Origin of the sequence: Streptomyces sp. NPDC048106, from assembly GCF_040706415.1 — a bacterium.
Classification (GTDB): domain Bacteria; phylum Actinomycetota; class Actinomycetes; order Streptomycetales; family Streptomycetaceae; genus Streptomyces.
Map to the genome: position 1 here is coordinate 161,274 of NZ_JBEZND010000008.1, position 23,996 is coordinate 185,269.

The 23,996-nt window shown below is 71.8% G+C and carries 23 protein-coding genes and 1 tRNA gene; 13 read left to right on the forward strand and 11 right to left on the reverse strand.

Annotated features, from left to right (window positions below):
- Positions 1–8: 8 nt before the first annotated feature.
- Positions 9–1,565 carry an NAD(P)/FAD-dependent oxidoreductase gene (locus AB0927_RS10950; RefSeq protein ID WP_366667235.1) on the reverse strand — a complete coding sequence of 519 codons (1,557 nt, stop codon included), beginning with the start codon at positions 1,563–1,565 and terminating at the stop codon, positions 9–11.
- 133 nt (positions 1,566–1,698) lie between these two features.
- Between AB0927_RS10950 and AB0927_RS10955 the strand changes: the two genes are divergently transcribed.
- Together AB0927_RS10955 and AB0927_RS10960 are read left to right on the forward strand one after the other, a co-directional pair.
- Positions 1,699–2,391: a MerR family transcriptional regulator gene (locus tag AB0927_RS10955; protein WP_366667236.1), complete on the forward strand. Its 693-nt coding sequence runs from the start codon at positions 1,699–1,701 to the stop codon at positions 2,389–2,391.
- A gap of 73 nt (positions 2,392–2,464) precedes the next feature.
- Positions 2,465–3,058 carry a recombinase family protein gene (locus AB0927_RS10960; RefSeq protein WP_366667237.1) on the forward strand — a complete coding sequence of 198 codons (594 nt, stop codon included), beginning with the start codon at positions 2,465–2,467 and terminating at the stop codon, positions 3,056–3,058.
- Here AB0927_RS10960 and AB0927_RS10965 read toward each other — a convergent pair.
- Positions 2,976–3,770 carry an exodeoxyribonuclease III gene (locus AB0927_RS10965; protein WP_366667345.1) on the reverse strand — a complete coding sequence of 265 codons (795 nt, stop codon included), beginning with the start codon at positions 3,768–3,770 and terminating at the stop codon, positions 2,976–2,978. The two genes, AB0927_RS10960 and AB0927_RS10965, sit on opposite strands and share 83 nt — an antisense overlap.
- A gap of 84 nt (positions 3,771–3,854) precedes the next feature.
- Between AB0927_RS10965 and AB0927_RS10970 the strand changes: the two genes are divergently transcribed.
- Positions 3,855–4,331, forward strand: a complete 477-nt coding sequence (locus tag AB0927_RS10970) for a GNAT family N-acetyltransferase (protein ID WP_366667238.1) — start codon at positions 3,855–3,857, stop codon at positions 4,329–4,331.
- A gap of 156 nt (positions 4,332–4,487) precedes the next feature.
- On the opposite strand, the gene AB0927_RS10975 is transcribed toward AB0927_RS10970, so the two are convergent.
- The 7 genes from AB0927_RS10975 to galU all read right to left on the reverse strand — a co-directional run bounded on the left by AB0927_RS10975 (position 4,488) and on the right by galU (position 9,993).
- Positions 4,488–4,561 (reverse strand) — tRNA-Ala (locus tag AB0927_RS10975).
- A 92-nt stretch (positions 4,562–4,653) separates the two neighbouring features.
- Positions 4,654–5,832 (reverse strand): gephyrin-like molybdotransferase receptor GlpR, encoded by a 1,179-nt coding sequence (gene glpR / locus AB0927_RS10980; protein WP_366667239.1) that lies wholly within the window; start codon positions 5,830–5,832, stop codon positions 4,654–4,656.
- Positions 5,833–6,009: 177 nt separating this feature from the next.
- Positions 6,010–6,624 (reverse strand): GNAT family protein, encoded by a 615-nt coding sequence (locus AB0927_RS10985; protein WP_366667240.1) that lies wholly within the window; start codon positions 6,622–6,624, stop codon positions 6,010–6,012.
- Positions 6,625–6,650: 26 nt separating this feature from the next.
- Complete coding sequence (locus AB0927_RS10990) at positions 6,651–7,151, reverse strand: molybdenum cofactor synthesis domain-containing protein (RefSeq protein WP_366667241.1); 501 nt, start codon at positions 7,149–7,151, stop codon at positions 6,651–6,653.
- Positions 7,148–7,660, reverse strand: coding sequence for a cyclic pyranopterin monophosphate synthase MoaC (moaC, locus tag AB0927_RS10995; protein ID WP_366667242.1), 513 nt, complete (start codon positions 7,658–7,660; stop codon positions 7,148–7,150). The genes AB0927_RS10990 and moaC overlap by 4 nt, the downstream gene beginning before the upstream one ends.
- Before the next feature lie 102 nt (positions 7,661–7,762).
- The gene (gene glp / locus AB0927_RS11000) at positions 7,763–9,085 is read right to left on the reverse strand and encodes a gephyrin-like molybdotransferase Glp (protein ID WP_366667244.1); all 1,323 of its coding nucleotides are present in this window, start codon (positions 9,083–9,085) and stop codon (positions 7,763–7,765) included.
- Positions 9,082–9,993, reverse strand: coding sequence for a UTP--glucose-1-phosphate uridylyltransferase GalU (gene galU / locus AB0927_RS11005; RefSeq protein WP_366667245.1), 912 nt, complete (start codon positions 9,991–9,993; stop codon positions 9,082–9,084). The genes glp and galU overlap by 4 nt, the downstream gene beginning before the upstream one ends.
- A 167-nt stretch (positions 9,994–10,160) precedes the next feature.
- Here galU and AB0927_RS11010 point away from each other — a divergent pair, with 167 nt between their 5' ends.
- Positions 10,161–10,775: a 5-formyltetrahydrofolate cyclo-ligase gene (locus tag AB0927_RS11010; protein ID WP_366667246.1), complete on the forward strand. Its 615-nt coding sequence runs from the start codon at positions 10,161–10,163 to the stop codon at positions 10,773–10,775.
- A gap of 61 nt (positions 10,776–10,836) precedes the next feature.
- On the opposite strand, the gene AB0927_RS11015 is transcribed toward AB0927_RS11010, so the two are convergent.
- Positions 10,837–13,713, reverse strand: a complete 2,877-nt coding sequence (locus tag AB0927_RS11015) for a penicillin acylase family protein (RefSeq protein ID WP_366667247.1) — start codon at positions 13,711–13,713, stop codon at positions 10,837–10,839.
- 217 nt (positions 13,714–13,930) lie between these two features.
- Between AB0927_RS11015 and AB0927_RS11020 the strand changes: the two genes are divergently transcribed.
- The 6 genes from AB0927_RS11020 (at position 13,931) to mscL (ending at position 19,953) form a co-directional block, all read left to right on the forward strand.
- The gene (locus AB0927_RS11020) at positions 13,931–15,523 is read left to right on the forward strand and encodes a potassium/proton antiporter (protein WP_366667346.1); all 1,593 of its coding nucleotides are present in this window, start codon (positions 13,931–13,933) and stop codon (positions 15,521–15,523) included.
- A 290-nt stretch (positions 15,524–15,813) separates the two neighbouring features.
- A complete protein-coding gene (locus tag AB0927_RS11025; RefSeq protein ID WP_366667248.1) occupies positions 15,814–17,109 on the forward strand; it encodes an MFS transporter in 1,296 nt (431 codons plus the stop codon).
- Between the two features lie 67 nt (positions 17,110–17,176).
- Entirely contained in the window at positions 17,177–17,500 is a 324-nt protein-coding gene (locus AB0927_RS11030) for an FmdB family zinc ribbon protein (protein WP_366667249.1), read from the forward strand.
- A 115-nt stretch (positions 17,501–17,615) separates the two neighbouring features.
- Positions 17,616–18,449 (forward strand): S-methyl-5'-thioadenosine phosphorylase, encoded by an 834-nt coding sequence (locus tag AB0927_RS11035; protein ID WP_366667250.1) that lies wholly within the window; start codon positions 17,616–17,618, stop codon positions 18,447–18,449.
- A 301-nt stretch (positions 18,450–18,750) separates the two neighbouring features.
- The gene (locus AB0927_RS11040) at positions 18,751–19,356 is read left to right on the forward strand and encodes a hypothetical protein (protein WP_366667251.1); all 606 of its coding nucleotides are present in this window, start codon (positions 18,751–18,753) and stop codon (positions 19,354–19,356) included.
- Between the two features lie 138 nt (positions 19,357–19,494).
- Positions 19,495–19,953 carry a large conductance mechanosensitive channel protein MscL gene (mscL, locus tag AB0927_RS11045; protein ID WP_366667252.1) on the forward strand — a complete coding sequence of 153 codons (459 nt, stop codon included), beginning with the start codon at positions 19,495–19,497 and terminating at the stop codon, positions 19,951–19,953.
- 4 nt (positions 19,954–19,957) lie between these two features.
- Here the strand turns inward: mscL and AB0927_RS11050 are convergent, their stop codons facing one another.
- The gene (locus tag AB0927_RS11050; protein WP_366667253.1) at positions 19,958–20,134 is read right to left on the reverse strand and encodes a hypothetical protein; all 177 of its coding nucleotides are present in this window, start codon (positions 20,132–20,134) and stop codon (positions 19,958–19,960) included.
- A gap of 94 nt (positions 20,135–20,228) precedes the next feature.
- On the opposite strand from AB0927_RS11050, the gene AB0927_RS11055 reads away from it, so the two are divergent.
- From AB0927_RS11055 to AB0927_RS11065, 3 genes are all read left to right on the forward strand, one after another.
- Entirely contained in the window at positions 20,229–21,467 is a 1,239-nt protein-coding gene (locus AB0927_RS11055) for a low temperature requirement protein A (protein WP_366667254.1), read from the forward strand.
- A gap of 40 nt (positions 21,468–21,507) precedes the next feature.
- Complete coding sequence (locus tag AB0927_RS11060; protein ID WP_366667255.1) at positions 21,508–22,533, forward strand: P1 family peptidase; 1,026 nt, start codon at positions 21,508–21,510, stop codon at positions 22,531–22,533.
- A 223-nt stretch (positions 22,534–22,756) separates the two neighbouring features.
- Positions 22,757–23,974: an Ig-like domain-containing protein gene (locus tag AB0927_RS11065; RefSeq protein ID WP_366667256.1), complete on the forward strand. Its 1,218-nt coding sequence runs from the start codon at positions 22,757–22,759 to the stop codon at positions 23,972–23,974.
- The last annotated feature ends 22 nt before the right edge of the window (positions 23,975–23,996 follow it).

A 23,996-nucleotide genomic window follows, 5' to 3' on the forward strand; every position in this document is an offset into this window, starting at 1 on the left:
GGGGCGGCTCACGCGGCGACCTCGTCCGGCTGTCCGCCCCTGGCCGGCTTGCGGGTCCTCGGGGCGGCGGCCGTCCCGGAGCCTTCCGGTGTCCGCGCCGCGCGCACGACCTCGTACTCGCCGAGGTCCACCTGCCGGGTCGCGCGCCGGAACTCGGTCGTCGTGCCGGGCCACACGGTGGTGTTGCGGCCGTTCTCGTCCAGGTACCAGCTCGTGCAGCCGCCGGTGTTCCACACGGTCCGCTTCATGCGCTCCTGGACCTTGTGGTTCCAGGCCGCGACCGCGCCGGGCCGGGCGTCGAGCGCGGTGCGGCCGCCGAGCACGTCGAGCTGGCGCAGATAGTCGGCCATGTAGTTCAGCTGGCACTCGATCATGAGGATCATGGACGAGTTGCCGAGGCCGGTGTTGGGCCCGATGACCATCATGAAGTTCGGGAACCCGCTGGCCGTGGCACCGCGCAGCGCCTGCATGCCGTCCTTCCACGCCTCGGCGAGGGTGATGCCCTCCGCGCCGACCACGCGCTCGGCGATCGGCATGTCCGTGACGTGGAAGCCCGTACCGAAGATGATCGCGTCGACCTCGGCCTCGGTGCCGTCGGCGGCGACCACGGTCGAGCCCCGGACCTCGCTGAGCCCGCTCGCGACGACGTCCACGTTGGGCCTGGTCAGCGCCGGGTAGTAGGTGTTGGACAGCAGGATGCGCTTGCAGCCGATGCGGTAGCCGGGGGTGAGCTTGGCGCGCAGGGCCGGGTCCTTGACCGCGCGGGCCATGTTGCGCTTGGCGAGCTGTTCGACCAGGCCGAGTTCGTCGGGGCGCTTGGTGAACGCCTGCACCTGGAGTTCCCGGATGCCCCACAGCAGGCCGCGCCGAAGCCGGGTGGTCAGCGGGAGCGCGCGGTGCAGCCGGCGCTCGGCGGGGCCGATGGCGCGGTCCGCCCGGGGCATCACCCACGGCGGGGTGCGCTGGAAGAGAGTGAGCCGGCCGACCTTCGACTGGATGGCGGGCACGATCTGGATGGCGGAGGCGCCGGTGCCGACCATGGCGACGCGCTTGCCGCGCAGGTCGTAGTCGTGGTCCCAGCGGGCGGAGTGGAACACCTTGCCGGGGAAGGAGTCCAGGCCCGGGATGTCGGGCGTCTTGGGGTCGGACAGCGGTCCGGTGGCGGAGACGACGACGTCGGCGGTCAGCGACCCGCGCGTGGTCTCGATGTGCCAGCGCAGGTTCTCCCGGTCCCAGGTGAGCAGCTTGACCTCGGCGCCGAAGCGGATCTGCGGGCGCAGGCCGAAGAGGTCGGTGACGTGCTCCAGGTAGGCGCGGATGTGCTTCTGCCCGGAGAAGGTGCGCGGCCACTCGGAGTTGGGCGCGAAGGAGAAGGAGTAGAGGTGGGAGGGCACGTCACAGGCGCACCCGGGGTAACTGTTGTCCCGCCAGGTGCCGCCGACGCTGTCGGCCCGTTCCAGGACGACGAAGTCGGTGATCCCCTCGCGGCGCAGCCGCACGGCGGCGCCCAGCCCGCCGAAGCCGGACCCGATCACCGCCACCCTCACATGCTCGTGCTCGGCCATCCCGGAGCCTCCACGCCTCGCTGAAAAATACTGCCAGTGAACACTGGCACGATGGGACTGTAGAGCAGCTCCGTACCGAGCGGTAGGGGGCGCGGGCAGGAAAGTTACCGGCGGTACACCATAGGCTTCGGGCGTGGCAGCAGACACCGGACACCCCGAGGCGGCCCGCCAGGGCCCGCGCGAGTACCGCACGGACGAGCTGGCGCGGCTGGCCGGCATCACCGTGCGCACGCTGCGCTTCTACCGCGAACGCAAGCTGCTGCCGCCACCCCGCCGCGAAGGGCGCCTGGCCTGGTACGACGACCACCACCTGGCCCGGCTGCGCACCATCGGGGCCCTGCTGGAACGCGGCCACACGCTGACCGGCATCGGGGAGCTCGCGGAGGCCCTGGACCAGGGCCGGGACATCACCGACCTGCTCGGCGTCGGCACCCCCACCGAGGAGGAGCCGATCCGCCTCACCCCGGAGGAGCTGGCCGCCCGCTTCGAGGGCGAGGTCACCCCGGAGAACCTGGCCGCCGCCATGAAGCTCGGCTATCTGGGCACCGACGGCGACAAGATCGTGCACATCAGCCGGCGCCTGCTGGACGTCTCCTCCGCCCTGGTCCGCGAGGGCATCCCGCTCGCCGAGGTCCTCTCGGCCGGCGCCCGCGTCCGCGAGCACGCCGAGGCCCTGGCCACCCTCTTCTCCGACCTGATCCTGCGCCACGCCCCGGAGGAGGACCTGCACCGCCTGCGCCCGCTGGCCCGCAGCGTGGTCGAGGCGGAACTGTCCCTGGCCATGGACAGACGACTGAACAAGGGGACCGGGGAGGACCAAGACTGAACCAGGACAGACGTTCACTCCATCGGGGCATATTCCAGGCAAGCATGGACGAATATCAATTCGGCCACCGAGAGTGAGACCGAGAATCGCCATCGCCCGCGACCTGAACAACCTGGGCATCCCCGTGCCCCGGGACCGCCACGCGCAGCTCCATGGACGCCCCACGGGCGGCCGACGCCACGGCCGGGACTTCGAGCGTTTCCGGTGGACGTCCGGCACTCCGTCCAAGGTACTGCGCAGCCCATCGCTGATGGGCCACCGTACCCACAGCGGCCAGACGGTCCGCGATGAAACCGGCGCACACTTCGCCGCGCGCAAGGGCTACTCGTACGGCGACTACGTGTGCCGGGCGACAGCTCGCGGTGACGTATGTCCAGCACCGGCTGGTGTGCGCTCGGACCGGCTCGATCAGTACACACTCGACTGCTACCGTCGGGCGACCGGGAAACACGCGACCCGCGAAAATCTCCTCCGCGACGGAGTCCACGTCACCGTCGCCAAGGGACGCCGCGGCGGCAGCCCCGCACGCAACACCGGACCCGATACCTCACGCCTGTTCTTCACGATCGGCCAAGGCGTCGGCATCACATCTCGAAAGTCACCGTCACCGGAGCATGGTCCGACCACCGCTCCTCGTGGCTGGCCGCTCGCTCAACCACAGCCTTGACCGCACGCCGGGCGAGCCCGGGGGTGGCCACGGCCAGATCGATCCTCCACCCCGAATCGTTGTCGAACGCCCGCCCCCGGTAGGACCACCACGTGTAGGGACCGTCGACGTCCGGGTGCAGGGCGCGTACGACGTCGACGTAGCCGCCGTCCTGCGCCGCGAACACCTGGCCCAGCCAGGACCGCTCCTCGGGCAGGAAGCCGGAGTTCTTGAGGTTGCCGCGCCAGTTCTTGAGGTCGGCCTCGCGGTGGGCGATGTTCCAGTCGCCGCAGACGACCACCTCGCGCCCCTCGGCGGCGGCCCGTTCGCGCAGCGCCTTGAGGTGGGTGAGGAACTCCGTCATGAAGCGGACCTTCTCGTCCTGCCGCTCGGTACCGACCTCGCCGGCGGGCAGGTAGAGGGAGGCGACGGTGACGCCGGGCAGATCGGCCTCGACGTAACGTCCGCTGCCGTCGAACTCGGCGGACCCGAAGCCGACCCGGATCCGGTCGGGCTCACGCCGGGTGTACAGGGAGACGCCCGCGCGCCCCTTCGCGGCAGCCGGGGCGTGCACGACGTGCCAGCCGTCGGGCCGCCGTACCTCCTCGGGCAGCTGGTGCGGCTCGGCGCGCACCTCCTGGAGGCAGACGACGTCCGCCTCCGTGGCGGCCAGCCACGGCACGAAGCCCTTCTTGGCGGCGGCCCGCAGCCCGTTCACGTTCACCGAGGTCACAGTCAGCACCGAAGCACGATACCGGCACACTGGACGGAGCCCTCCCGACGAGGGGTCCCTCCCGCATGGAAGCTCGATGCCCAGATGAACATTCGCCGCGTAGGTTTCGACCACCCCGACGCCATGAAGCTCAACGACGCGGTGCAGGCCGAATACGCCCTCCGTTACGGCGACGACGGCGATGAAACCTTTCTCACCCCGGAGGACTTCCTCCCGCCCCGGGGCATCTACCTGATCGCCTACGACGCGTACGACCGTCCCGTGGCCACCGGCGGCTGGCGCAGCCAGGAGCGCAACGACGAGGGCTACTCGGACGGCGACGCCGAGCTCAAGCGCATGTACGTGATCGAGGAGATGCGCGGCCGCGGTCTGGCCCGCCGGATGCTGGCCGCGCTGGAGGAGGACGCCCGGGCGGCCGGGCGCCTGCGCATGGTCCTGGAGACGGGCACCAAGCAGCCGGAGGCCATCGCCCTGTACGCCTCCAGCGGTTACGCGCCCTGCCCCAAGTTCGGCTTCTACCGCTTCCACGAGGAGAGCCGCTGCTACGCGAAGGCCCTCTAGCCGCCTCTAGCCGCCCTCCAGCGGCCCCGGGCTCCGGGGAGGGGAAAGCCGTGGCGGCGCTCCTCCTCGGAGGGGCCGGAACTCCCCGGAGGGGCGGAACCGTCGTACAACATGTCGAAGCCCCGGTCGGTTTCCCGACCGGGGCTTCGAGCTGCGTGGACCTGAGGGGATTCGAACCCCTGGCCCCCTCGATGCGAACGAGGTGCGCTACCGGACTGCGCCACAGGCCCTTGCAACGAGTGAAACTTTAGCATCCCGATCGGGGTGCTTGGAAATCCGTTCCCGGACTGGTCAGGGGGCGGCTCCCGGGGTGTGGCGGCCGTCACTCGTTGGCGGCGCGCGGACGGTCGCCGTCCTCGTACTGGTCGAACAGCGGGGTGCGGCCGCGCTCGCGGGACCGCCGGGCGGAGGCCGCGCGCCGCGCGCCGCCACGGCCGTCGGCCAGCCGGTCCGCCGAGGCCGGCGCCGGCTCGCCCTCCTCGGCGGCGGGCGCCTGGCCCGGCGCCTCCTGCTCCGGGGCGACCGAGCTGGACCGCGCCGAGCTCCAGGTGCCGGGCCCGCCCAGGTCGACGCCGGAGGTGGCCCGCGGCGCGACCGGCGCGGTCACGTACGTGGGCAGGGGCACCGGCACCGGGTCCCAGCTGTCCCCGTGTCCGGGGCGCTGCTGGCGCTCGCGCTGCTGGTCGACCCATTCGGCGTGGTCGGTCTGCTCGACCAAGGCGCGCCGGTCGGCGGCGAGCGTGGAGAGGCCGGGGTCCGTGTCGGTCCCTGTGGCCTCCTCCGGTTCGTCGGCGGCGGTGTGGGCGGCCTCCGGGGTGACGCGCCGGCGCGGCTGGCGCTCGCGCAGCCGCTGGGCGGCGGCCTCGGCGCGGCGGCGGTCCATCTGGTAGGCGAAGCGGCGGCGTTCCTGGGCGCGCAGATAGGCGATGTACGCGCTGAGGAGCACGGCGGGCGCGGCGGGCGCCCACAGGAAGGCGAGCCCGCCGACGGCGGCGACGATCGCGCCGACGGTGAAGGCGAGGAAGAGCAGCACGGTGGTGCGCCGGCGGCGCGCGAGCACCTTGGTGCGCCGGGCGCGCGCCGCGGCCGCCTGTGCCGAGGGTGCGTGCCGGGAGGCCGGGGCGTGCTGCTGGGCCCCGGCCGCGGCGGGCGCGGGGACCTGGTCCCGGTCGGATTCCGGGCTCCGGGACGCCTCGGGCTCCGCCTCCACCGGGAGCTGAGGGCGGGTCGGGGGCATGGCGAAGGCCCGGACGTCCACCGAATCGGTGACGGCGTCCGGATCGACGGCGCCCTGCTCCCCCTCCTGGGTGGAGCGCGCCCGCAGGTCCCTGGCGTACCGGCGCTCCATCCCCGCCCGTCCGGACAGCAGCCGGATGGCGGTGCTGAAGCGTTCCGTCGGACGGGCCTCATTCAGCTCGTCCTGCCTACGGAGCCACATCGGCACCAAGTAGGCGGCCCAGGCCCCGACGATGACTGCGTAGATGAGGCCGCTGCTGCTCACGCCTCACACGGTAGAGGGCTTTGGCTTGAGGCATCGGCCAATTGGGCCGGTGTGTCGCACGATCCGGCTGATATTTCCAGCATTTTTGTGGCCGATGCGATCACCGGACCGTCCCCGTGGGGTAATTCAAAGTCACGGAGACGGCCGGCGGCCCCTTAATTTCGAACACTTATTCAATTACGTGTTCTGGGGATTCCGTGGACCGTGCGACGTGGCACGCGCCCGCCGCCAGCGTCCGAGCAGCCCGTCCGGAACCTCCTCGGCGGTCAGCGCGAAGACCAGGTGGTCCCGCCAGGCGCCGTCGATGTGCAGATAACGCGGCCGCAGTCCCTCCTCGCGGAATCCGAGTTTCTCCACCACCCGGCGGCTGGGCCGGTTCTCGGGGCGAATGCACACCTCGATGCGGTGCAGCCCGAGGGTGCGGAAACAGTGGTCCGCCGCCAGCGCGACGGCGGTCGGCATCACCCCGCGCCCGGCCACCGCCTCGTCCACCCAGTAGCCGATGTGCCCGGAGCACATCGAGCCCCAGGTGATCCCGGCGACCGTCAACTGCCCGACGAGGCGCCCCTGGTACTCGATGACGAACGGCAGCATCCGGCCCGCGTGCGCCTCGCGGCGCAGATGCCGGACCATCTGCCGGTACGTCGGCCGGTGCACGACCGGGCCGTTCGGGGTGGGCGGCGGGATGGTGGCCTCCCAGGGGCGCAGCCAGTCGCGGTTGCGCCGGTTCACCTCGCGCCACTCCCGCTGGTCGCGCAGCTTTATCGGCCGGAGGACGACATCGCCGTCCACCAGCTCGACCGGCCAGGTCGACCCGTTCAGCTCGCACCCCCAGTGCTGGGTCTGACGTGGTCGCCGCCGCGGATCTGGTCGACGGCGTGGACCAGCAGGGGCTCCAGGACGGCGAGTCCGTCCTTCACCCCGCCCGTGGATCCGGGCAGGTTGACGATCAGGGTCCGGCCCGCGACCCCGGCGATGCCCCGGGACAGCGCGGCGGTCGGCACCTTGCCGATGCCGAAGGCCCGGATGGCCTCGGCGATGCCCGGCACCTCGTGGTCGATGACGGCGCGGGTCGCCTCGGGGGTCCGGTCGGTCGGTGTGAGGCCGGTGCCGCCGGTGGTGACGATCGCGTCGTACCCGGCGGCGGCGCCCGCGCGCAGGGCCGCCTCGACCGGCTCCCCGTCGGGCACCACCCGGGGGCCGTCCACGGCGAAGCCGAGGCGCGCGAGGCCGTCGGCGATCAGCGGGCCGCCCCGGTCCTCGTAGACCCCCGCGGCGGCCCGGTTGGAGGCGGTGATCACCAGGGCGCGGTAGCTCATGCCCGGCTCCAGTCGCCCGACTTGCCGCCCGTCTTCTCCTGAACGCATACGTCCGTGATGACCGCTCCCTTGTCGACCGCCTTGACCATGTCGATCACGGTGAGCGCGGCGACCGTCACCGCGGTGAGGGCCTCCATCTCGACGCCCGTGCGGTCCGTGGTCTTCACGGTGGCCCGGATCTCGACGGCGTCGTCCGTGACCGACAGGTCCAGTTTCACACCCGACACCGACAGCGGGTGGCACAGCGGGATCAGGTCCGGGGTGCGCTTGGCGCCCATGATGCCCGCGATCCGCGCGGTGGCCAGCGCGTCGCCCTTGGGCACCCCCTCGCCGCGCAGCAGTTCGATCACGCGGGGCGAGACCAGGACGCGGCCGCTGGCGCGCGCGGTGCGCGCGGTGACGTCCTTGCCGGACACGTCGACCATGCGGGCCGCGCCGGCCGCGTCGAGGTGCGTGAGGTGGTCCTGTGCGGGGGATCCGGGGGTCTGCCCCCGGGACGGTTCGGTCATGCTGTGCGGCGCTCCCGGTCCGGGCCCGCAGTGCGGTGCGCGGGCCTGCTGTGCGCGACACGGTACCGCCAAGTAGCCTCGCGCAGCCGCCCCGCACCCGCCTCAGCCGAGCGGTACGACCTCCACCTCGGTGCCGGGCTCGACGGACTCCATGTCCTCCGGTACGACGATCAGCGCGTCGGCGTGCGCCAGCGCGGCCACCAGGTGCGAGCCCGCGCCGCCCACCGGGGTGACCTCCCCGTCGGCGTACCGCCCCCGCAGGAACTGCCGGCGCCCCTTCGGGGAGCGCAGCGCCTTGTCCGCCTTCAGCGTGGCCCGTACCCGCGGCCGGTGCAGGTCGGTCAGGCCCATCAGGGCGCGGATCGCGGGGCGCACGAACAGCTCGAAGGAGACGTACGACGACACGGGGTTGCCCGGCAGCGCGAGCAGCGGGGTGTGGTCGGGGCCGATGGAGCCGAAGCCCTGGGGCTTGCCCGGCTGCATGGCCAGCTTGCGGAACTCGATGCCGCTGCCCGGCACGTCCTCGTCGCCGACGTCCGCCAGCGCCTCCTTGACCACGTCGTACGCCCCGACGCTCACCCCGCCCGTGGTGACCAGCAGGTCGGCGCGGATCAGCTGGTCCTCGATGGTCGAGCGCAGGGTCTCGGCGTCGTCGGCGACGGCGCCCACCCGGTAGGCGATGGCGCCCGCGTCCCGCGCGGCGGCGGTGAGGGAGAAGCTGTTGGAGTCGTAGATCCGGCCGTGGCCCAGCGGCTCGCCGGGCTGGACGAGTTCGCTGCCGGTGGAGACGACGACCACGCGCGGGCGCGGGCACACCCGCACCGTGCCGCGGCCGATCGCGGCGAGCAGGGCGATCTGCGGCGGGCCGAGGATCGTGCCGGCCTCAAGGGCGCGGTCGCCGGCCTTCACGTCGCTGCCCTCGGCCCGCACGTGCGCGCGCGCCTCGACGGGCCGGTGCACGCGCACCTGCCCCTCGGCGTCCTCGGGGGCGAGGCTGCGGGCCCGCATGCCGCCGGCCGGTCCCTCGCCGAGCCCGCCGTCGGTCCACTCGACCGGGACGACGGCCTCGGCGCCGGGCGGCAGCGGGGCGCCGGTCATGATCCGGGCGGCCTGTCCCGGCTCGACCCGCACCGGGTCGTCCGCGCCGGCCGCGACGTCCCCGACGACCTCCAGGGCGGCCGGGAACTCCTCGCTGGCGCCCGCGACATCCGCGACCCGCACCGCGTACCCGTCCATCGAGCTGTTGTCGAAGGGCGGCAGCGACACGGGGACCGTGACGTCCTCGACCAGGACACAGCCCTGGGCGTCGAGCAGTTGGAGTTCGATGGGCTCCAGGGGGTGGACGGCGGAGAGGATGTCCTCCAGGTGCTGGTCCACCGACCACAGGTCGTCTTCGCCGGTGGGGCGGGGCGCGGCGCTGCTCAACTCTGCTGCATCTCCTCGGCTACGTAACTGCGGAGCCAGGTCCGGAACTCCGGGCCCAGGTCTTCACGTTCGCACGCGAGCCTGACGATGGCACGCAGGTAGTCGCCGCGGTCGCCGGTGTCGTAGCGGCGGCCCTGGAAGACGACGCCGTGGACGGGGCCGCCGAGCTTCTCGTCGTCGGCGAGTTGCTGGAGGGCGTCGGTGAGCTGGATCTCGCCGCCGCGGCCGGGTTCGGTCCTGCGCAGGATGTCGAAGATCTGCGGGGCGAGCACGTAGCGGCCGATGACGGCGTAGTGGGAGGGGGCGTCGGCGGGGTCGGGCTTCTCGACCAGGCCGGTGATCCTGACGACGTCGCCGTCGGCGGTGGCCTCGACGGCGGCGCAGCCGTAGAGGTGGATCTGCTCGGGCGCGACCTCCATGAGGGCGATCACGCTGCCGCCGTGCCGCTCCTGGACCTCGATCATGCGCTGGAGGAGGGGGTGGCGGGGGTCGATGAGGTCGTCGCCGAGGAGGACGGCGAAGGGTTCGTGGCCGACGTGCGGGGCGGCGCAGAGCACGGCGTGGCCGAGGCCCTTGGGGTCGCCCTGGCGGACGTAGTGCATGGTGGCCAGGTCGCTGGACTCCTGCACCTTGGCGAGCCGGCCGGCGTCGCCCTTCTTCTGGAGAGCGGATTCCAGCTCGTAGTTGCGGTCGAAGTGGTCCTCCAGGGGACGCTTGTTACGACCGGTGATCATGAGGACGTCGTCGAGCCCCGCGGACACGGCCTCCTCGACCACGTACTGGATCGCGGGCTTGTCGACGACCGGCAGCATCTCCTTGGGAGTGGCCTTGGTCGCCGGCAGGAACCGGGTGCCAAGACCCGCCGCCGGAATGACAGCCTTGCTGATCCTGGGGTGCGACTGAGTCATGACCGTCACCTTAACCGGTGCTTTTATGAGGATCCCGGGTCGCGGCCGGTCGCCCCTTTTCGACGACGACCGACGACGACCGACGACGACTGACGACGGCCGACGACGACTTGGACGGCGTGAGCGCCGTGAACCGACGCAGGGCAGGAAGGGTGCGGGAACGACCCGTGGAATTCGACGGACGCGTGGACGAGCCGGACAAGAAGACGCTGCGGCGGGGGCTCCTCGCGGCGCGGGACAGGCTGCCGGACGAGGACCTGCGCTCGGCGGGCCGGGCGCTGGCCGCGCGCGCCCTGGAACTGCCCGAGCTGGCGGGGGCGCGCACGGTCGCCGCGTACGTCTCCGTCGGCTCGGAACCCGGCACGGGCGCGCTGCTGGACGCGCTGCGCGCGCGGGGCGCCCGTGTGCTGCTCCCCGCGCTGCTGCCCGACAACGACCTCGACTGGGGCGAGTACACCGGGCCCGCTTCGCTGGCCCAGGTCCGGCACAGCGGGAAGATGGAGCTCTTCGAGCCCTCGGGCGCGAAGCTCGGCCCGGACGCCGTGACGGGCGCGGACGTGGTCCTGCTGCCCGGACTCGCGGTGGACGCGCGCGGGCTGCGGCTGGGGCGCGGCGGGGGCTCCTACGACCGCGTGCTGGCCCGGCTGGAGCGCGCAGGCGCGCGCCCCCGGCTTGTGGTGCTGCTCTACGACACGGAGGTCGTCGCGCGGGTCCCGGCGGAGGAACACGACCGGCCGGTGCACGCGGTGGTGACGCCGTCCGGGGTGCGCCGCTTCGCCTAGCCCTACGCGAAACGGCCCTCCACGCGCGCGTGGAGGGCCGTTTCGCTTGCGGAGCCGGTGGCTACGGCTTGAGGACGAGGGTGTCGCTCGTGCTCTTGTCGACCGCCTTCGAGGAGTACGACCAGGGCAGCAGCTCGCCCTTGGCCCACTTGTCCGTCTGGTCCGTGTAGTGCGCGCTGAAGGCGTGCCCGGAGGCGCCGGTCAGGTTGATCCACTTGGACTTGTCGAGGTCGGCGAGGTTGACGACCATCCGCATGGACGGCACCCAGACGACGTTGTAGCCGCCCGCGGCGTTCCAGCCGGTCGCGTCCACGGCCGCCTCGCCGCCGTTGAGCTTCCAGGGGCCGCGGTTGAGCAGGTACTGCAGCGCCCTGGGGCCGTCGGTGCCGAGCGTCTGGTTCTTCAGGAACAGGCGGTGCAGCCGGCCCCAGCTCCAGGTGTCGATGTCCTTGCCGAGCTTGGCGGTCAGCTCCCAGCGGGCGTCGATCATGGCGCGCGCGAAGAGCTGGTCCATGTTGCCGGCCGCCGGGCGGGTGCCCTGCTTGGGCGTCTTCCACCAGTCGCTGTCCGGCTTCTTCATCAGGTTGCGCACGACCTCGAACCAGCGGTCGCCGCCGTCCGGCTGCGCCTGGTCGGCGGCTCGCTGGCCGCACTCGCGCACCTTGGTGTCGTCGTCCACCGGACCGGTGCTGTCGATCTTGTCGACCCACAGGCACTGGCCCTTGACGCGCAGCTCCTTGGGGAGCTTGTTGCCGAAGGCGAGCTTGAGGACGTTGCGCCAGACGGCGTTGAAGTACGCGGCGGCCGCGGAGTCGGAGTCCTGGGTGTAGTCCCAGCCCTCCAGCAGCTTCTGCGCGTCGCGCACGTTCTTGTCGTCCAGGTTGATCTTCAGCAGCTTCGGCACCATGAGCTTGGCGATCTCGCTGCTGTCGTCGAGCTGCATCTGCCGCATGTCGTCGGTGGAGATCTTGCCGCCGCCCTTGATCTTGGACTCGATCAGGTCGGTGATCCGCTGGCTGCGGGTGCCGTAGCCCCAGTCGGTGGTCAGGGTGTACGGGTACGTGTCCTTGTCGACCACGGCCTGGTTGGCGGTGACGATGTAGCCGCGCTTGGGGTTGTACTCGTAGGGCAGCTCGTCCTGCTGGAGGTAGCCGGTCCAGCGGTACTTGGCGTCCCAGCCGGGGGCCGGGACGGAACCGTCGTCCGCGGCGGAGCGGGTGGGGATCTTGCCGGGCAGGGTGTAGCCGATGTTGTCGCGCGTGTCGGCGTAGACCAGGTTCTGCGAGGGCACGTCGAACTTGGCGGCCGCGGCGCGGAAGCCGTTCCAGTCGCTCGCCTTGTCGAGCGCGAAAACGGCGTCCATGGTGGCGCTCGGGTCGAGCGCGGTCCACTTGAGGGCGACGCCGTAGCCGTCGCCGCGGTCGGGGGCCGCGCTGTTGACCGTGGCCCTCTTGCCGACCTGGACCAGCTCGTCGTCGCGGTCGGACACGAGCGGCATGCCGTCCTGGGTCTCGCGCACGACGATCGTCTTGGAGGCGCCGCCGGCGACCTTGATGGTCTCCTGGCGGGTCTTGAAGGGCCGCACCTTGCCGTCGTACAGGTAGCCGCCCGCGGTGACCTTCTCCAGGTAGAGGTCGCTGACGTCGACCCCGGAGTTGGTCATGCCCCAGGCGATGTCGCCGTTGTGGCCGATGATCACACCGGGCATCCCGGCAAACGTGTAACCCGTGACGTCGTACTGGCACTTGGCCGAGACGGTCCGGCAGTGCAGGCCCATCTGGTACCAGACGCCCGGCAGGGACGCCTCCAGGTGCGGGTCGTTGGCGAGCAGCGGCTTGCCGGTGATGGTGTGCTTCCCGGCGACGACCCAGGAGTTGGAGCCGATGCCCTGGCCGTTCACGCCGACGGCGGTCGGGAGGTCGTCCAGGGAGCTGTAGAGGCCGCCCAGTTGGCTCGTGAGGTCCGAGCCGCCGGTGGCCGGGGTGCCGGAGCCGCCGGTGCCCGTCGTGCCCGCGGACGAGCCCGTGGCACCGCCGGCCGTGCCCGCCCCGGTGGTGTCCGCCGTGCCGAGGCCGGTGCCCGCACCGGTCGTGTCCCCCGTGCCCGTGCCCACGGGCGTGCCCGGGGCGGCGCTCTGCTCGAAGCTCTTGGTCAGCGCGTCGTACTGGCCTTCCTGCACGATCGGCTTGTTACGGCTGTACGGGTACTCCGGGTAGAGGTCCCGGATCTGCTGCGGGCCGAGCCGGCTCGTCATCAGGGCGCGGTCGATCTCGTCCCGCATGTTGCCGCGCAGGTCCCAGGCCATCGCCTTCAGCCAGGAGACCGAGTCGACCGGGGTCCACTGCTGGGGCTTGTAGTCGTTGGTGAGGCCGAGGGCGGCGTACTCCAGGGAGAGGTCCTTGCCGCTCTTGCCCTTCAGGTAGGCGTTGACGCCCTTGGCGTAGGCGTCCAGGTAGCGCTTGGTGGAGGCCGACAGCTTGGTGTCGTACTCCTGCTTGGCGACCCGGTCCCAGCCGAGGGTGCGCAGGAACTCGTCGTTCTTGATCTGGCTCTTGCCGAACATCTCCGACAGGCGCCCGGCGGTCATGTGCCGGCGCACGTCCATCTCGTAGAACCGGTCCTGCGCCTGGACGTAGCCCTGCGCCATGAACAGGTCCTCGTCGGAGGACGCGTAGATCTGCGGGATGCCGTTGCCGTCCCGCTTCACGTCGACCGGGCCCGCCAGGCCGTCGAGCGTGATCGTTCCCGTGGTCTGCGGGAGGGAGGCGCGCACAGTGCTGACCGACCAGAACCCGCCGTAGCCGATGCCCGCGATCACGGCCAGGACCAGCAGCAGCACGAGCAGTCGGGCTTTGCGCCCCTTCTTCCTGCCTGACTTGGCGGGCGCGGCACCGGTGGTGGCGGTGTCACCCGTTGTGGCGGTGGTGTTCGGGGGCATCGCTGTCCTTGCTGTCCTAACGCGAGCGGCAGGTCGGGCTGTGACTTTGAATGAGCGCTGGAGCAACCATAGGCGCAGGACCCTGTGCGCCTTGACGCGGAGTCGGGAACAAGCGCGCACGAGCGTTCGATCTTCTCTCCTCATCGTCAAGAAAGCGTCAAGACTTAGGTAAAGTAACGAAGTACCTGGATGCGGTCCGCCGCAGCCCCGGATCCTGCTGTTCGCGCGTCCGCGCGCTCCGCGCTCGGGCCAAGGAAGGGAACTGCCGCTGACTGTTCACCACCTCAACCAGCTCCTGCTCGTCTGCTCCCTCGTCCTGCTGGTCGCCGTGGCGGCCGTGCGGATCTCCTCCCGCAGCGGGCTCCCCAGCCTGCTCGTCTACCTGGGGATCGGCGTGGTCATGGGCCAGGACGGCCTGGGCCACATCCGCTTCGACAGTGCCTCCATAACGCAGGTCATGGGCTACGCGGCCCTGGTCGTGATCCTCGCCGAGGGCGGCCTCGGCACCAAGTGGAAGGAGGTCCGGCCGGTCCTGTCCTCCGCCGCCGTACTCGCGACCCTGGGCGTCGCGGTCAGCGTCGGGGTCACCGCGGCGGGCGCGCACTATCTGGTCGGGCTGGAGTGGCGGCAGGCGTTCATCATCGGCGCGGTGGTCTCCTCGACGGACGCGGCTGCGGTCTTCTCCGTGCTGCGCAGGATCCCGCTGCCCGCGCGCGTGACGGGCACCCTGGAGGCGGAGTCGGGATTCAACGACGCCCCGGTCGTCATCCTGGTCGTCGCGTTCTCCACGGCGGGACCGGTCGAGCACTGGTACATGATGCTCGGCGAGATAGCCCTGGAGCTGGCCATCGGCGCGGCCGTGGGACTCGCGGTGGGTCTGGTCGGCTCCTGGGGGCTCAGGCACGTGGCGCTGCCCGCCTCGGGCCTCTACCCGATCGCCGTCATGGCGATCGCCATCTCGGCGTACGCGGCCGGCGCCCTGGGGCACGGCAGCGGCTTCCTCGCGGTCTACCTGGCCTCCATGGTGCTGGGCAACGCCAAGCTCCCGCACTGGCCGGCCACCCGCGGCTTCGCCGAGGGGCTCGGCTGGATCGCGCAGATCGGCATGTTCGTCGTGCTCGGCCTCCTGGTCACCCCGCACGAACTGGGCGACGACATCGTGCCCGCCCTGATCATCGGCCTGGTGCTGACCATGGTGGCCCGCCCGCTCAGCGTGGTGCTCAGCCTGACGCCGTTCCGGGTGCCCTGGCAGGAGCAGACCCTGATGTCCTGGGCGGGCCTGCGCGGCGCCGTGCCCATCATCCTGGCCACGATCCCCATGGTGAACGGCGTCGAGGGCAGCCGGCGGGTCTTCAACATCGTCTTCGTCCTGGTCGTCGTCTACACCTTGGTCCAGGGGCCGACACTGCCCTGGCTGGCGCGCAAGCTGCGCCTCGGCGAACGGGGCGAGGCGGCCGACCTCGGCATCGAGTCGGCGCCGCTGGAGCGGCTGCGCGGGCATCTGCTGTCCGTGTCCGTCCCCGAGGAGTCGCGGATGCACGGCGTGGAGATCGGCGAGCTGCGGCTGCCGTCCGGGTCCGCGGTGACGCTCGTCGTGCGGGAGGGCAAGTCGTTCGTTCCGCAGCCCAGCACCGTGCTGCGGCGCGGCGACGAGCTCCTGGTGGTCGCCACCGACCCGGTCCGCGACTCGGCGGAGGCGCGGCTGCGCGCGGTCGCCCACGGCGGCAAGCTGGCGAGCTGGCTGGGCACGGACGAGGCGGGGGCCGGCGGCTCACGGCCCGGCGGGTCGCGGCCCGGGGGCTCGCGTTAAGAGCGGGTTTCGTGCGGTTCACCCCTCCCGCGCAAGCCGCGGAATCCCAGGTGACCGACCCGATGGCGACCGCTTTCCCAGCCCCGGCGGGGGTGCTCCCTGTACGATGAAGGCGCACCCTGATCGAACCAACTCTGCCTGACGCAGAGCTGGCGCGACCGTATGGCGGCCGTGACGCCCCCCACCTTGCCGTGGGCGCCGGTATCTACCGCAGTCCGCGCAAGAGGACAGCTCTCGGCGCCCGGACCCGCACGGGCCGCGCGCTACCAGGCGGCGGAAAGGCACGGGCCGTGGGATCCACGGTCACCGACGAATCGGCGAAGACCTCGACGGCGTCCTCCCGCCCGGGATACGGGCCACTGCTGCGCACGCGCGGCGCCTGGACCTTCCTGCTCCCCGGCTTCGCGGCGCGGCAGCCGTTCGCGATGCTCACCATCTCCATCGTGCTGCTGGTGCAGCACACCACCGGCTCGTACGGCGCCGCCGGCGCCGCCGCGGCCGTCACCGGCGTCTCCATGGCGCTGTTCGCGCCCTACAACGGACGCCTGGCCGACCGCCACGGCCAGCGCGCCGTCCTGCTGCCCGGCGTCCTGGTGCACACGCTGTCGGGGCTGTCCCTGACGGCACTCGCGCTGGCGCACGCGCCCTTGTGGGCGCTCTTCCTGGCGGCCGTGCCGACCGGCGCCTCGGTGCCGCAGGTCGGGCCCATGGTGCGGGCGCGCTGGGGCGTGAAGCTCCAGGGCTCGCCGCTGATGGGCACCGCGGCGGCGTTCGAGTCGGTCACGGACGAGCTGACCTTCGTCTTCGGCCCCCTGCTGGCGACCGCCCTGTGCACCGCCGTCGCCCCGGCGGCCGGTCTGCTCACGGAGGCGGCGCTCACCCTTGTGGGTGGTTTGCTGTTCGCCGCGCAGAAGAGCACGCAGCCGCCGGTAACCGCACAGGACGGGCACGCGCGCGTGCGGCACGGTTCCGCGCTCCGGATCTCCGGTGTGCGCGTGCTGATCGTGACCTTCCTCGGCATCGGCTCGGTCTTCGGCGGCATGCAGGTCTCCCTGGCCGCGTTCACCCAGTCGATCGGCGAACCGGGTCTGAACGGCGTCCTGTACGGCGTTTTCGCCGCCGGAAACATGCTGTCCGGGATCGTCTGCGGCGCGATCGCCTGGAAGACGGCGCCCCAGCGGCGCCTGGTCGTCGGCTACACGGCGCTCGCGCTGACCGCGTCCGCGCTGTGGACGGCGCACTCGGTGCCGCTGCTCGCCGCGCTCGGCCTGCTGGTCGGCATGTGCATCGCGCCGTCGCTGATCACCGGCTACACGCTGGTCGAGGCCCTGGTCCCGGCCCGGGCCCGCACCGAGGCCTTCACCTGGCTGACCGGCGCGGTCGCGCTCGGCCAGGCGGCCGCGGTCACCGTCGCCGGGCAGTTGGAGGACCGGTTGTGGGACGGCTCGGGATTCCTGGTGCCGATGGGCGGCACGGTGCTCGCCCTGCTGACCCTGGTGGCGCTGCGATCCCTGCTGGTCAACCGTCAGGAGACGCAGACCGTGGCACGTGGCGTCGGTCACCGCACGCCGCTGACGGTGGACTGATCCCCGGGAATACGTCACTATGGATCGTCGTTAGCACTCAACGAGTGAGAGTGCCAGGAGGAAGACAGTGCCGACCTACCAGTACCAGTGCACCGAGTGCGGCGAGGGCCTCGAGGCGGTGCAGAAGTTCACCGACGACGCCCTGACCGAGTGCCCCAGCTGCCACGGGCGCCTGAAGAAGGTGTTCTCCGCGGTCGGCATCGTGTTCAAGGGCTCCGGCTTCTACCGCAACGATTCGCGCGGCTCCACGTCGAGCAGCAGCCCTGCGACGAAGTCGTCCGGCTCCTCGGCGTCCGGTTCGTCGTCGGCCGCCTCGTCCTCGTCGTCCTCCGACTCGAAGTCGTCGAGTTCGACGTCCACGTCGAGCTCGGCCGGCACGTCCGCCGCCTGAGGCCGTACGGTCCGTCCGTTCCGACGTTCCGCCCTGCCGTCGTGTGACGGCAGGGCCTTCGGCGTTCTCCGGCAACACCTCCTGCGCGGCGTCACGGCCAGCTAATGTCTTGGCCATGGCGAACGCAGAGATCGGCGTAATCGGCGGCTCGGGCTTCTACTCGTTCCTCGACGACGTGACCGAGGTCCAAGTGGAGACCCCCTACGGGCCGCCCAGCGACTCCCTGTTCCTCGGCGAGGTCGCCGGCCGGCGGGTCGCCTTCCTGCCCCGGCACGGCCGCGGCCACCATCTGCCGCCGCACCGCATCAACTACCGCGCCAACCTGTGGGCGCTGCGTTCCGTCGGCGTCCGGCAGGTGCTCGGCCCCTCCGCGGTGGGCGGCCTGCGCCCCGAGTACGGCCCCGGCACTCTGCTGGTGCCGGACCAGTTCGTGGACCGTACGAAGTCCCGGGCCCAGTCGTACTTCGACGGTCTGCCGCGGCCCGACGGCAGCGTGCCGAACGTCGTGCACGTGTCCCTGGCCGACCCCTACTGCCCCACCGGACGGGCCGTCGCCCTGAAGGCCGCCCACGGCCGGGACTGGGAAGCGGTGGACGGCGGCACGCTGGTCGTGGTCGAGGGACCGCGCTTCTCCACGCGCGCCGAGTCGCTGTGGCACCAGGCACAGGGCTGGTCGGTCGTGGGCATGACCGGCCACCCCGAGGCGGCGCTCGCCCGTGAGCTGGAGCTGTGCTACACCTCCCTGACCCTGGTCACCGACCTCGACGCAGGCGCCGAGACCGGCGAGGGCGTCTCCCACGAGGAGGTCCTCCAGGTGTTCGCGGCCAATGTGGAACGGCTGCGCGGGGTGCTCTTCGACGCGGTGGCCGCGCTGCCGGAGACCGGGGCGCGGGACTGTCTGTGCGTGAACGCGCTCGGCGGAATGGAGCCGGGGTTCGAGCTGCCGTAGCGGAGGCTGGGGCCGGCCGGGGGCTGTGGGGGTGGAGGTTGTGGGGCCGGGGGCTGTGGGGCCGGGAGTTGTGGAGCCGGGGGCTGTGGGGCCGGGGGCTGTGGACAAGTTGCCGTAGCGGGGGCGGAATTGCCCGTTCGGGTGGGCGAGTTGTCCACAAGCGGCCGGCGGTCCACCGGCTTCGGCGGACTCCGGCGCGAGGCGTCATCGTGGCATCGCAAGCCGATGTCCCTCGTCGCAGGCGGTGACCCCGATGCATCTCCCCTTCCCTTCTCTGCCCTCGTCCGCGCCCTCTTCGTCCGTGCCCTCTTCGTCCGCGTCCACGGCCGCCCCGCGCGCCGTGTTCCCCCCTCCCCTGCGCCTGCCGCGTCCCCTGGGCACGGACGCGCCCGCGACCTGCGAGGTGCCGCCGTTCCCTCCGGTGCGGGTGCGCGGCGGGCAATACCGGGTGCAGCGCCTCGTACGGCACCGTGGGCGGGCGGTGGCGGCCGGCCTCGTGGTGACCGCGGCCGCGCTGGTGGCGGCGGGCCCGCGGACCCCGGCGGCAGCGCACCGCGCCGACGCGCCACCGCACCCCGTCCGCGCCGCACGGGGTCACCCGCCCGCGAGCCCCCCGCGACGGCCCCGCCCGGCGGGACTGGTCGCGGCACCGGTGCGGATCGCCGACGCGGCCACGGTCCGGCTGCTACGCCCCGGCGACCTCGTCGACGTCATCGCCGCGCAGGACCCGGCGACCGGGGGCGGCGCCCGGGTGCTCGCGCGCGGCGTGCGGGTGACGCGGGTGCCGGAGCCACTGGACGGCGCGGCCGAGAGCGGAGCGCTGGTGGTGCTGGCGGTGCCGCGCGCCCAGGCGGCGGGGCTCGTCGGCGCGGGTGCCACGGCGCGGCTGGCGGTGACGCTGTGCTGAACCGTGTCGGACTTTTTCCCGGCGGCGCGCTGGCAAGTCCCCTCTTCGAGGGACAAGATTCGGCACTATGGCCGCACCGTGCCGTAGGTTGCGGAGCGTTTTGTTCCACAACTTGTGCATGCGAGGAGCGTCCCCAAGGTGAGCGCGAAGAAGGAACCGAGCGTTTTGGAGGGCTTCAAGGCTTTCCTGATGCGCGGCAATGTCATCGACCTGGCAGTGGCGGTCGTCATCGGCGCCGCCTTCACGAACATCGTCAACGCGCTGGTGAAGGGGATCATCAATCCGCTGGTCGGCGCGATCGGCACGCAGAACCTGGACAACTACAGCACGTGCCTCAGCGACTCGTGCCACGGAACGCACGGCATCCAGCTGATGTGGGGTTCCGTCCTCGGCGCGACGCTGTCCTTCCTGATCACCGCCACGGTGGTGTACTTCCTGATGGTTCTGCCGATGTCGAAGTACCTGGCCCGGCAGACGGCCCGCAAGGCGGCGCGGGAGGGCACGAAGGAGGTCATCGAGGTGACCGAGCTGGAGGTGCTCAAGGAGATCCGCGACGCCCTGGTCGCGCAGCGCGGCACCGGCCACGACGACCACTGAGGCCTCAGAGGTGGTGGGGCGGCTTCTCGTCGAGGAAGCGCTTGAGGTCGGCGGCGCTGTCGCCGTCCGGCCGCTCGCCCCATCCGCGGTCGGTGTCGTCCGAGGACTGCTGGTCCAGCGGATCGTCGAAGACCAGCGCGGGCTTCGGGTCACGCGGCTCGGGTTCGGGGGCGATGCTCATACACCCAGGGTACGGCCCCTGTCCCGGTGCGCCCCGGGCCACCGGGGAACGTCCTCGCAGGCCCGCGGCCCGGTTTTCTGCTGTGCTGAGAGGCATGACGCCGCGTTCCACCCCGGCGCCCGCGGCCCCGGGCGCACCACCCCCCTCCGGCCCTGTGAGACGGCTCACCGCGCGCGGGCGCGAGGAGGCGCATCGGGTCTCCTCCCCGCTGGAACTCCTCTTCGACCTGTGCTTCGTCGTGGCGGTCGCGCAGGCGGGCGTGCAACTGGTGCACGCCGTCGCCACGGGGCACCCCGGCACCGGGGTCCTCAACTACGCGATGCTGTTCTTCGCCATCTGGTGGGCCTGGATGAACTTCTCCTGGTTCGCCTCGGCGTACGACAACGACGACGTGCTCTACCGCGTCGTCACCCTGGTGCAGATCGCCGGCGTCCTGGTGCTGGCCGCCGGTGTCTCCCGGGCCTTCGAGCGGCACGACTTCATGACTGTCTGGCTCGGCTATGTGATCATGCGCCTCGCGATGGCCACCCAATGGCTGAGAGCGGCGAGAACGGCGGAGGGCACGGAACGCGAAGCCGCGCTGCGCTACGCGGGCGGGGTGCTGCTGTGCCAGGTCGGCTGGGCCGGTCTGGTGGTGCTGCCGCAGTCGGCGCGGCCCTGGGTGTTCCTGGTGATGGTGATCGCGGAGCTGTGCGTGCCGCTGTTCGCCGAGCGGAACTACGAGACCTCCTGGCATCCGCACCACATCGCCGAGCGGTACGGCCTGTTCACGATCATCGTGCTCGGCGAGACGATCGCCTCGTCCACGGTCGCCGTGAAGTCGGCGGTGGACGAGCACTCGGCCCTGGGTGAGCTGCTGCCGATCGCGGCGGGTGGGCTCCTGATCGTCTTCTCCGCCTGGTGGATCTACTTCGTGGTGCCCATCCACGGTCATCTGCGCTCCAGCGGCCGGGCGTTCCTGTGGGGGTACGGCCACTATCTGATCTTCGCCTCGGCCGCGGCGATCGGCGCGGGCCTGGAGGTGGCCGTGGAGGAGGCGGTCGGCTCGGCGCACATCTCCACGGCGGCCGCCTCCGCGGCGGTGACCCTGCCGGCGGCGCTGTATCTGCTGGCCGTCTGGGTCCTGCACGCACGGCACTTCAAGGTCGGCATCGCCCAGCAACTGGTGCTGCCGGTCACCGCCCTGCTGGTGCTCTGCTGCACCTTTCTGGGCGGCTGGTCGGTGCTCACGGCGGGCCTGGTCTGCGCCGCGGCGGTGGCGACCGGGGTGTTCCTGACGGCCCGCACCACCGGAAGGGGGCGCGCGGCGACGGCCGGGACGCCGGCCGGCTGAGCCCTTCGGCGGCGCGGGGGGCTCGGGCAGACTGGCCGGCATGACAGTTGACGCGTTGACAGATGTCGCCGGGGTGCGGGTGGGGCACGCCACCCGGACCGGGGACGGCCGGCTCACCGGGACCACCGTCGTGCTGGCACCGGAGGGCGGGGCCGTCGCCGCCGTGGACGTGCGCGGGGGCGGGCCCGGCACCAAGGAGACCGACGCGCTCGATCCGCGCAATGTCGTCCAGCGGGTCGACGCGATCGTGCTCACCGGGGGCAGCGCCTATGGACTCGACGCGGCGTCGGGGGTGATGGCCTGGCTGGAGGAGCGGGGGCGGGGCGTGCGGGTCGGGCCCGATCCGGCGCACGTCGTGCCGGTGGTGCCCGCGGCCTGCGTCTTCGACCTGGGGCGCGGCGGCGACTTCCGTGCCCGCCCGGACGCCGCGACGGGACGCGCCGCGGTGGAGGCGGCGGCCGCGACCGCCCCGGGCGCCCCGGTGCCGCAGGGCTGCGTGGGAGCCGGCACGGGCGCGGCGGCCGGCCGGCTCAAGGGCGGCGTGGGCACCGCGAGCACGGTCCTCGACTCGGGGATCACGGTCGCCGCCCTGGTGGTCGCGAACGCCGCGGGTTCGGTGATGGATCCGGAAACGGGGGTGCTGTACGGGGAGTTGTACGACGGCCGGGTCGACTACCCGGGGAAGGAGGTGCACGAGGCCGCGCTCCGCCGCCTGGAGGAGTCCGGCGCCGGCCGCACCCCGCCGCCGCTGAACACGACGCTCGCGGTCGTCGCCACCGACGCCGAGCTGACCAAGGCGCAGGCCCAGAAGCTGGCCGGCACCGCGCACGACGGCATCGCCCGCGCCGTCCGCCCGGTCCATCTGCTTCACGACGGCGACACGGTCTTCACCCTGGCCACCGGCACCCATCCGCTCGCTCCTCACCCACTCGCCCTCAACGACCTACTGGCCGCGGGCGCGGACCTGGTGACCCGGGCGATCGTCCGGGCGGTACGCGCGGCCGAGTCGGTGGACGGACCGGGCGGAGCGTGGCCGTCGTACGGGGAGTTGTACGGGCGGGGGTAGGGGCGTGGGGGGCGTGGGGAGGGGTGGGGGTCGGAGGGGGTGGGGCGGGGGGAGGGGGAGGGCCCCCCGAAGAGGGTCGAACGTCGCCACCCCATGGGGATTGTCGCGGTTCTGTCACGTCCCGCCTTTCCGAGAACTTGAGAGGAACCTCAGGGACTGTTTGCGCACTCTTTCTCGGCGCACCGGAACGGACCACGCACACCACACGAACCTGGAGCAGCCCGTGACAACGCCGGACATTGCAGCGCGGCGCGTACTGGGGGCCTGTGCCGCCCTGATGGTCGGCGCCCTCACCCTGACCGCCTGCGGCGGCGACGCCAACGCCAACGCCTCGAACAGCGGCGGCAAGGAGTCCCCGAAGACCTCGACGGCGAAGATCGCGATCTCGGCGAAGGACGGCGCGACGGACGCGTCCATCAACGCGACCGGGGTGAAGGTCAGCGGCGGCAGGCTGACCGAGGTGAAGATGACCGTGTCGGGGTCGGGGCAGGCCGTGCCGGGGGCGATATCGGCGGACGGCCACAGCTGGAGCCCGAAGCAGCGGCTGGAGCGCGGCACGAAGTACCGGATAGCCGCGACCGCGAAGGATGCCGGCGGGCGCCCGGCGGCGGCCAACGCCATCTTCACCACCGTCAGTTCGGCGAACAGCTTCATCGGCACCTACACGCCGGACGACGGCACCACGGTCGGTGTGGGCATGCCGGTGTCGTTCACCTTCGACAAGTCGATCAGCGACAAGAAGGCCGTGCAGTCGCACATCACGGTCGACTCCAGCAGCGGTCAGCAGGTGGTCGGGCACTGGTTCGGCGACCGGCGCCTGGACTTCCGGCCGCAGGAGTACTGGAAGGCCGGCTCCAAGGTCACGATGAACATCGACCTGGACGGCGTGCAGGGCGCCCAGGGCGTCTACGGGGTGCAGAAGAAGACCGTCTCCTTCACCATCGGGCGCTCGCAGGTCTCCACGGTCGACGTCAACACCGAGACGATGACCGTGGTGCGCGACGGTCAGACGCTCAAGACGGTGCCGATCTCCGCGGGCAGCCCGCAGCACACCACGTACAACGGGCAGATGGTGATCTCCGAGAAGTTCACCCAGACCCGGATGAACGGCTCGACGGTCGGCTTCGGCGGGGAGTACGACATCCCGGACGTGCCGCACGCGATGCGGCTGACGTCCTCGGGCACCTTCATCCACGGCAACTACTGGTACAGCCGGGGCAACCCGCCCTTCGGCCGGCAGGGCACCAGCCATGGTTGTGTCGGCCTCGCCGACGTGCAGGGCGCCCAGGGTGACACCCCGGCGAAGTGGTTCTTCGACCACTCGCTCGTCGGCGACGTGGTGATCGTGAAGAACTCCCCCGACTCCACCGTGTCCCCGGACAACGGCCTCAATGGCTGGAACCTGTCCTGGAGCGCCTGGACCGCCGGAAGTGCCGTCTGATCGGCAGGATTTGACGGGTTTT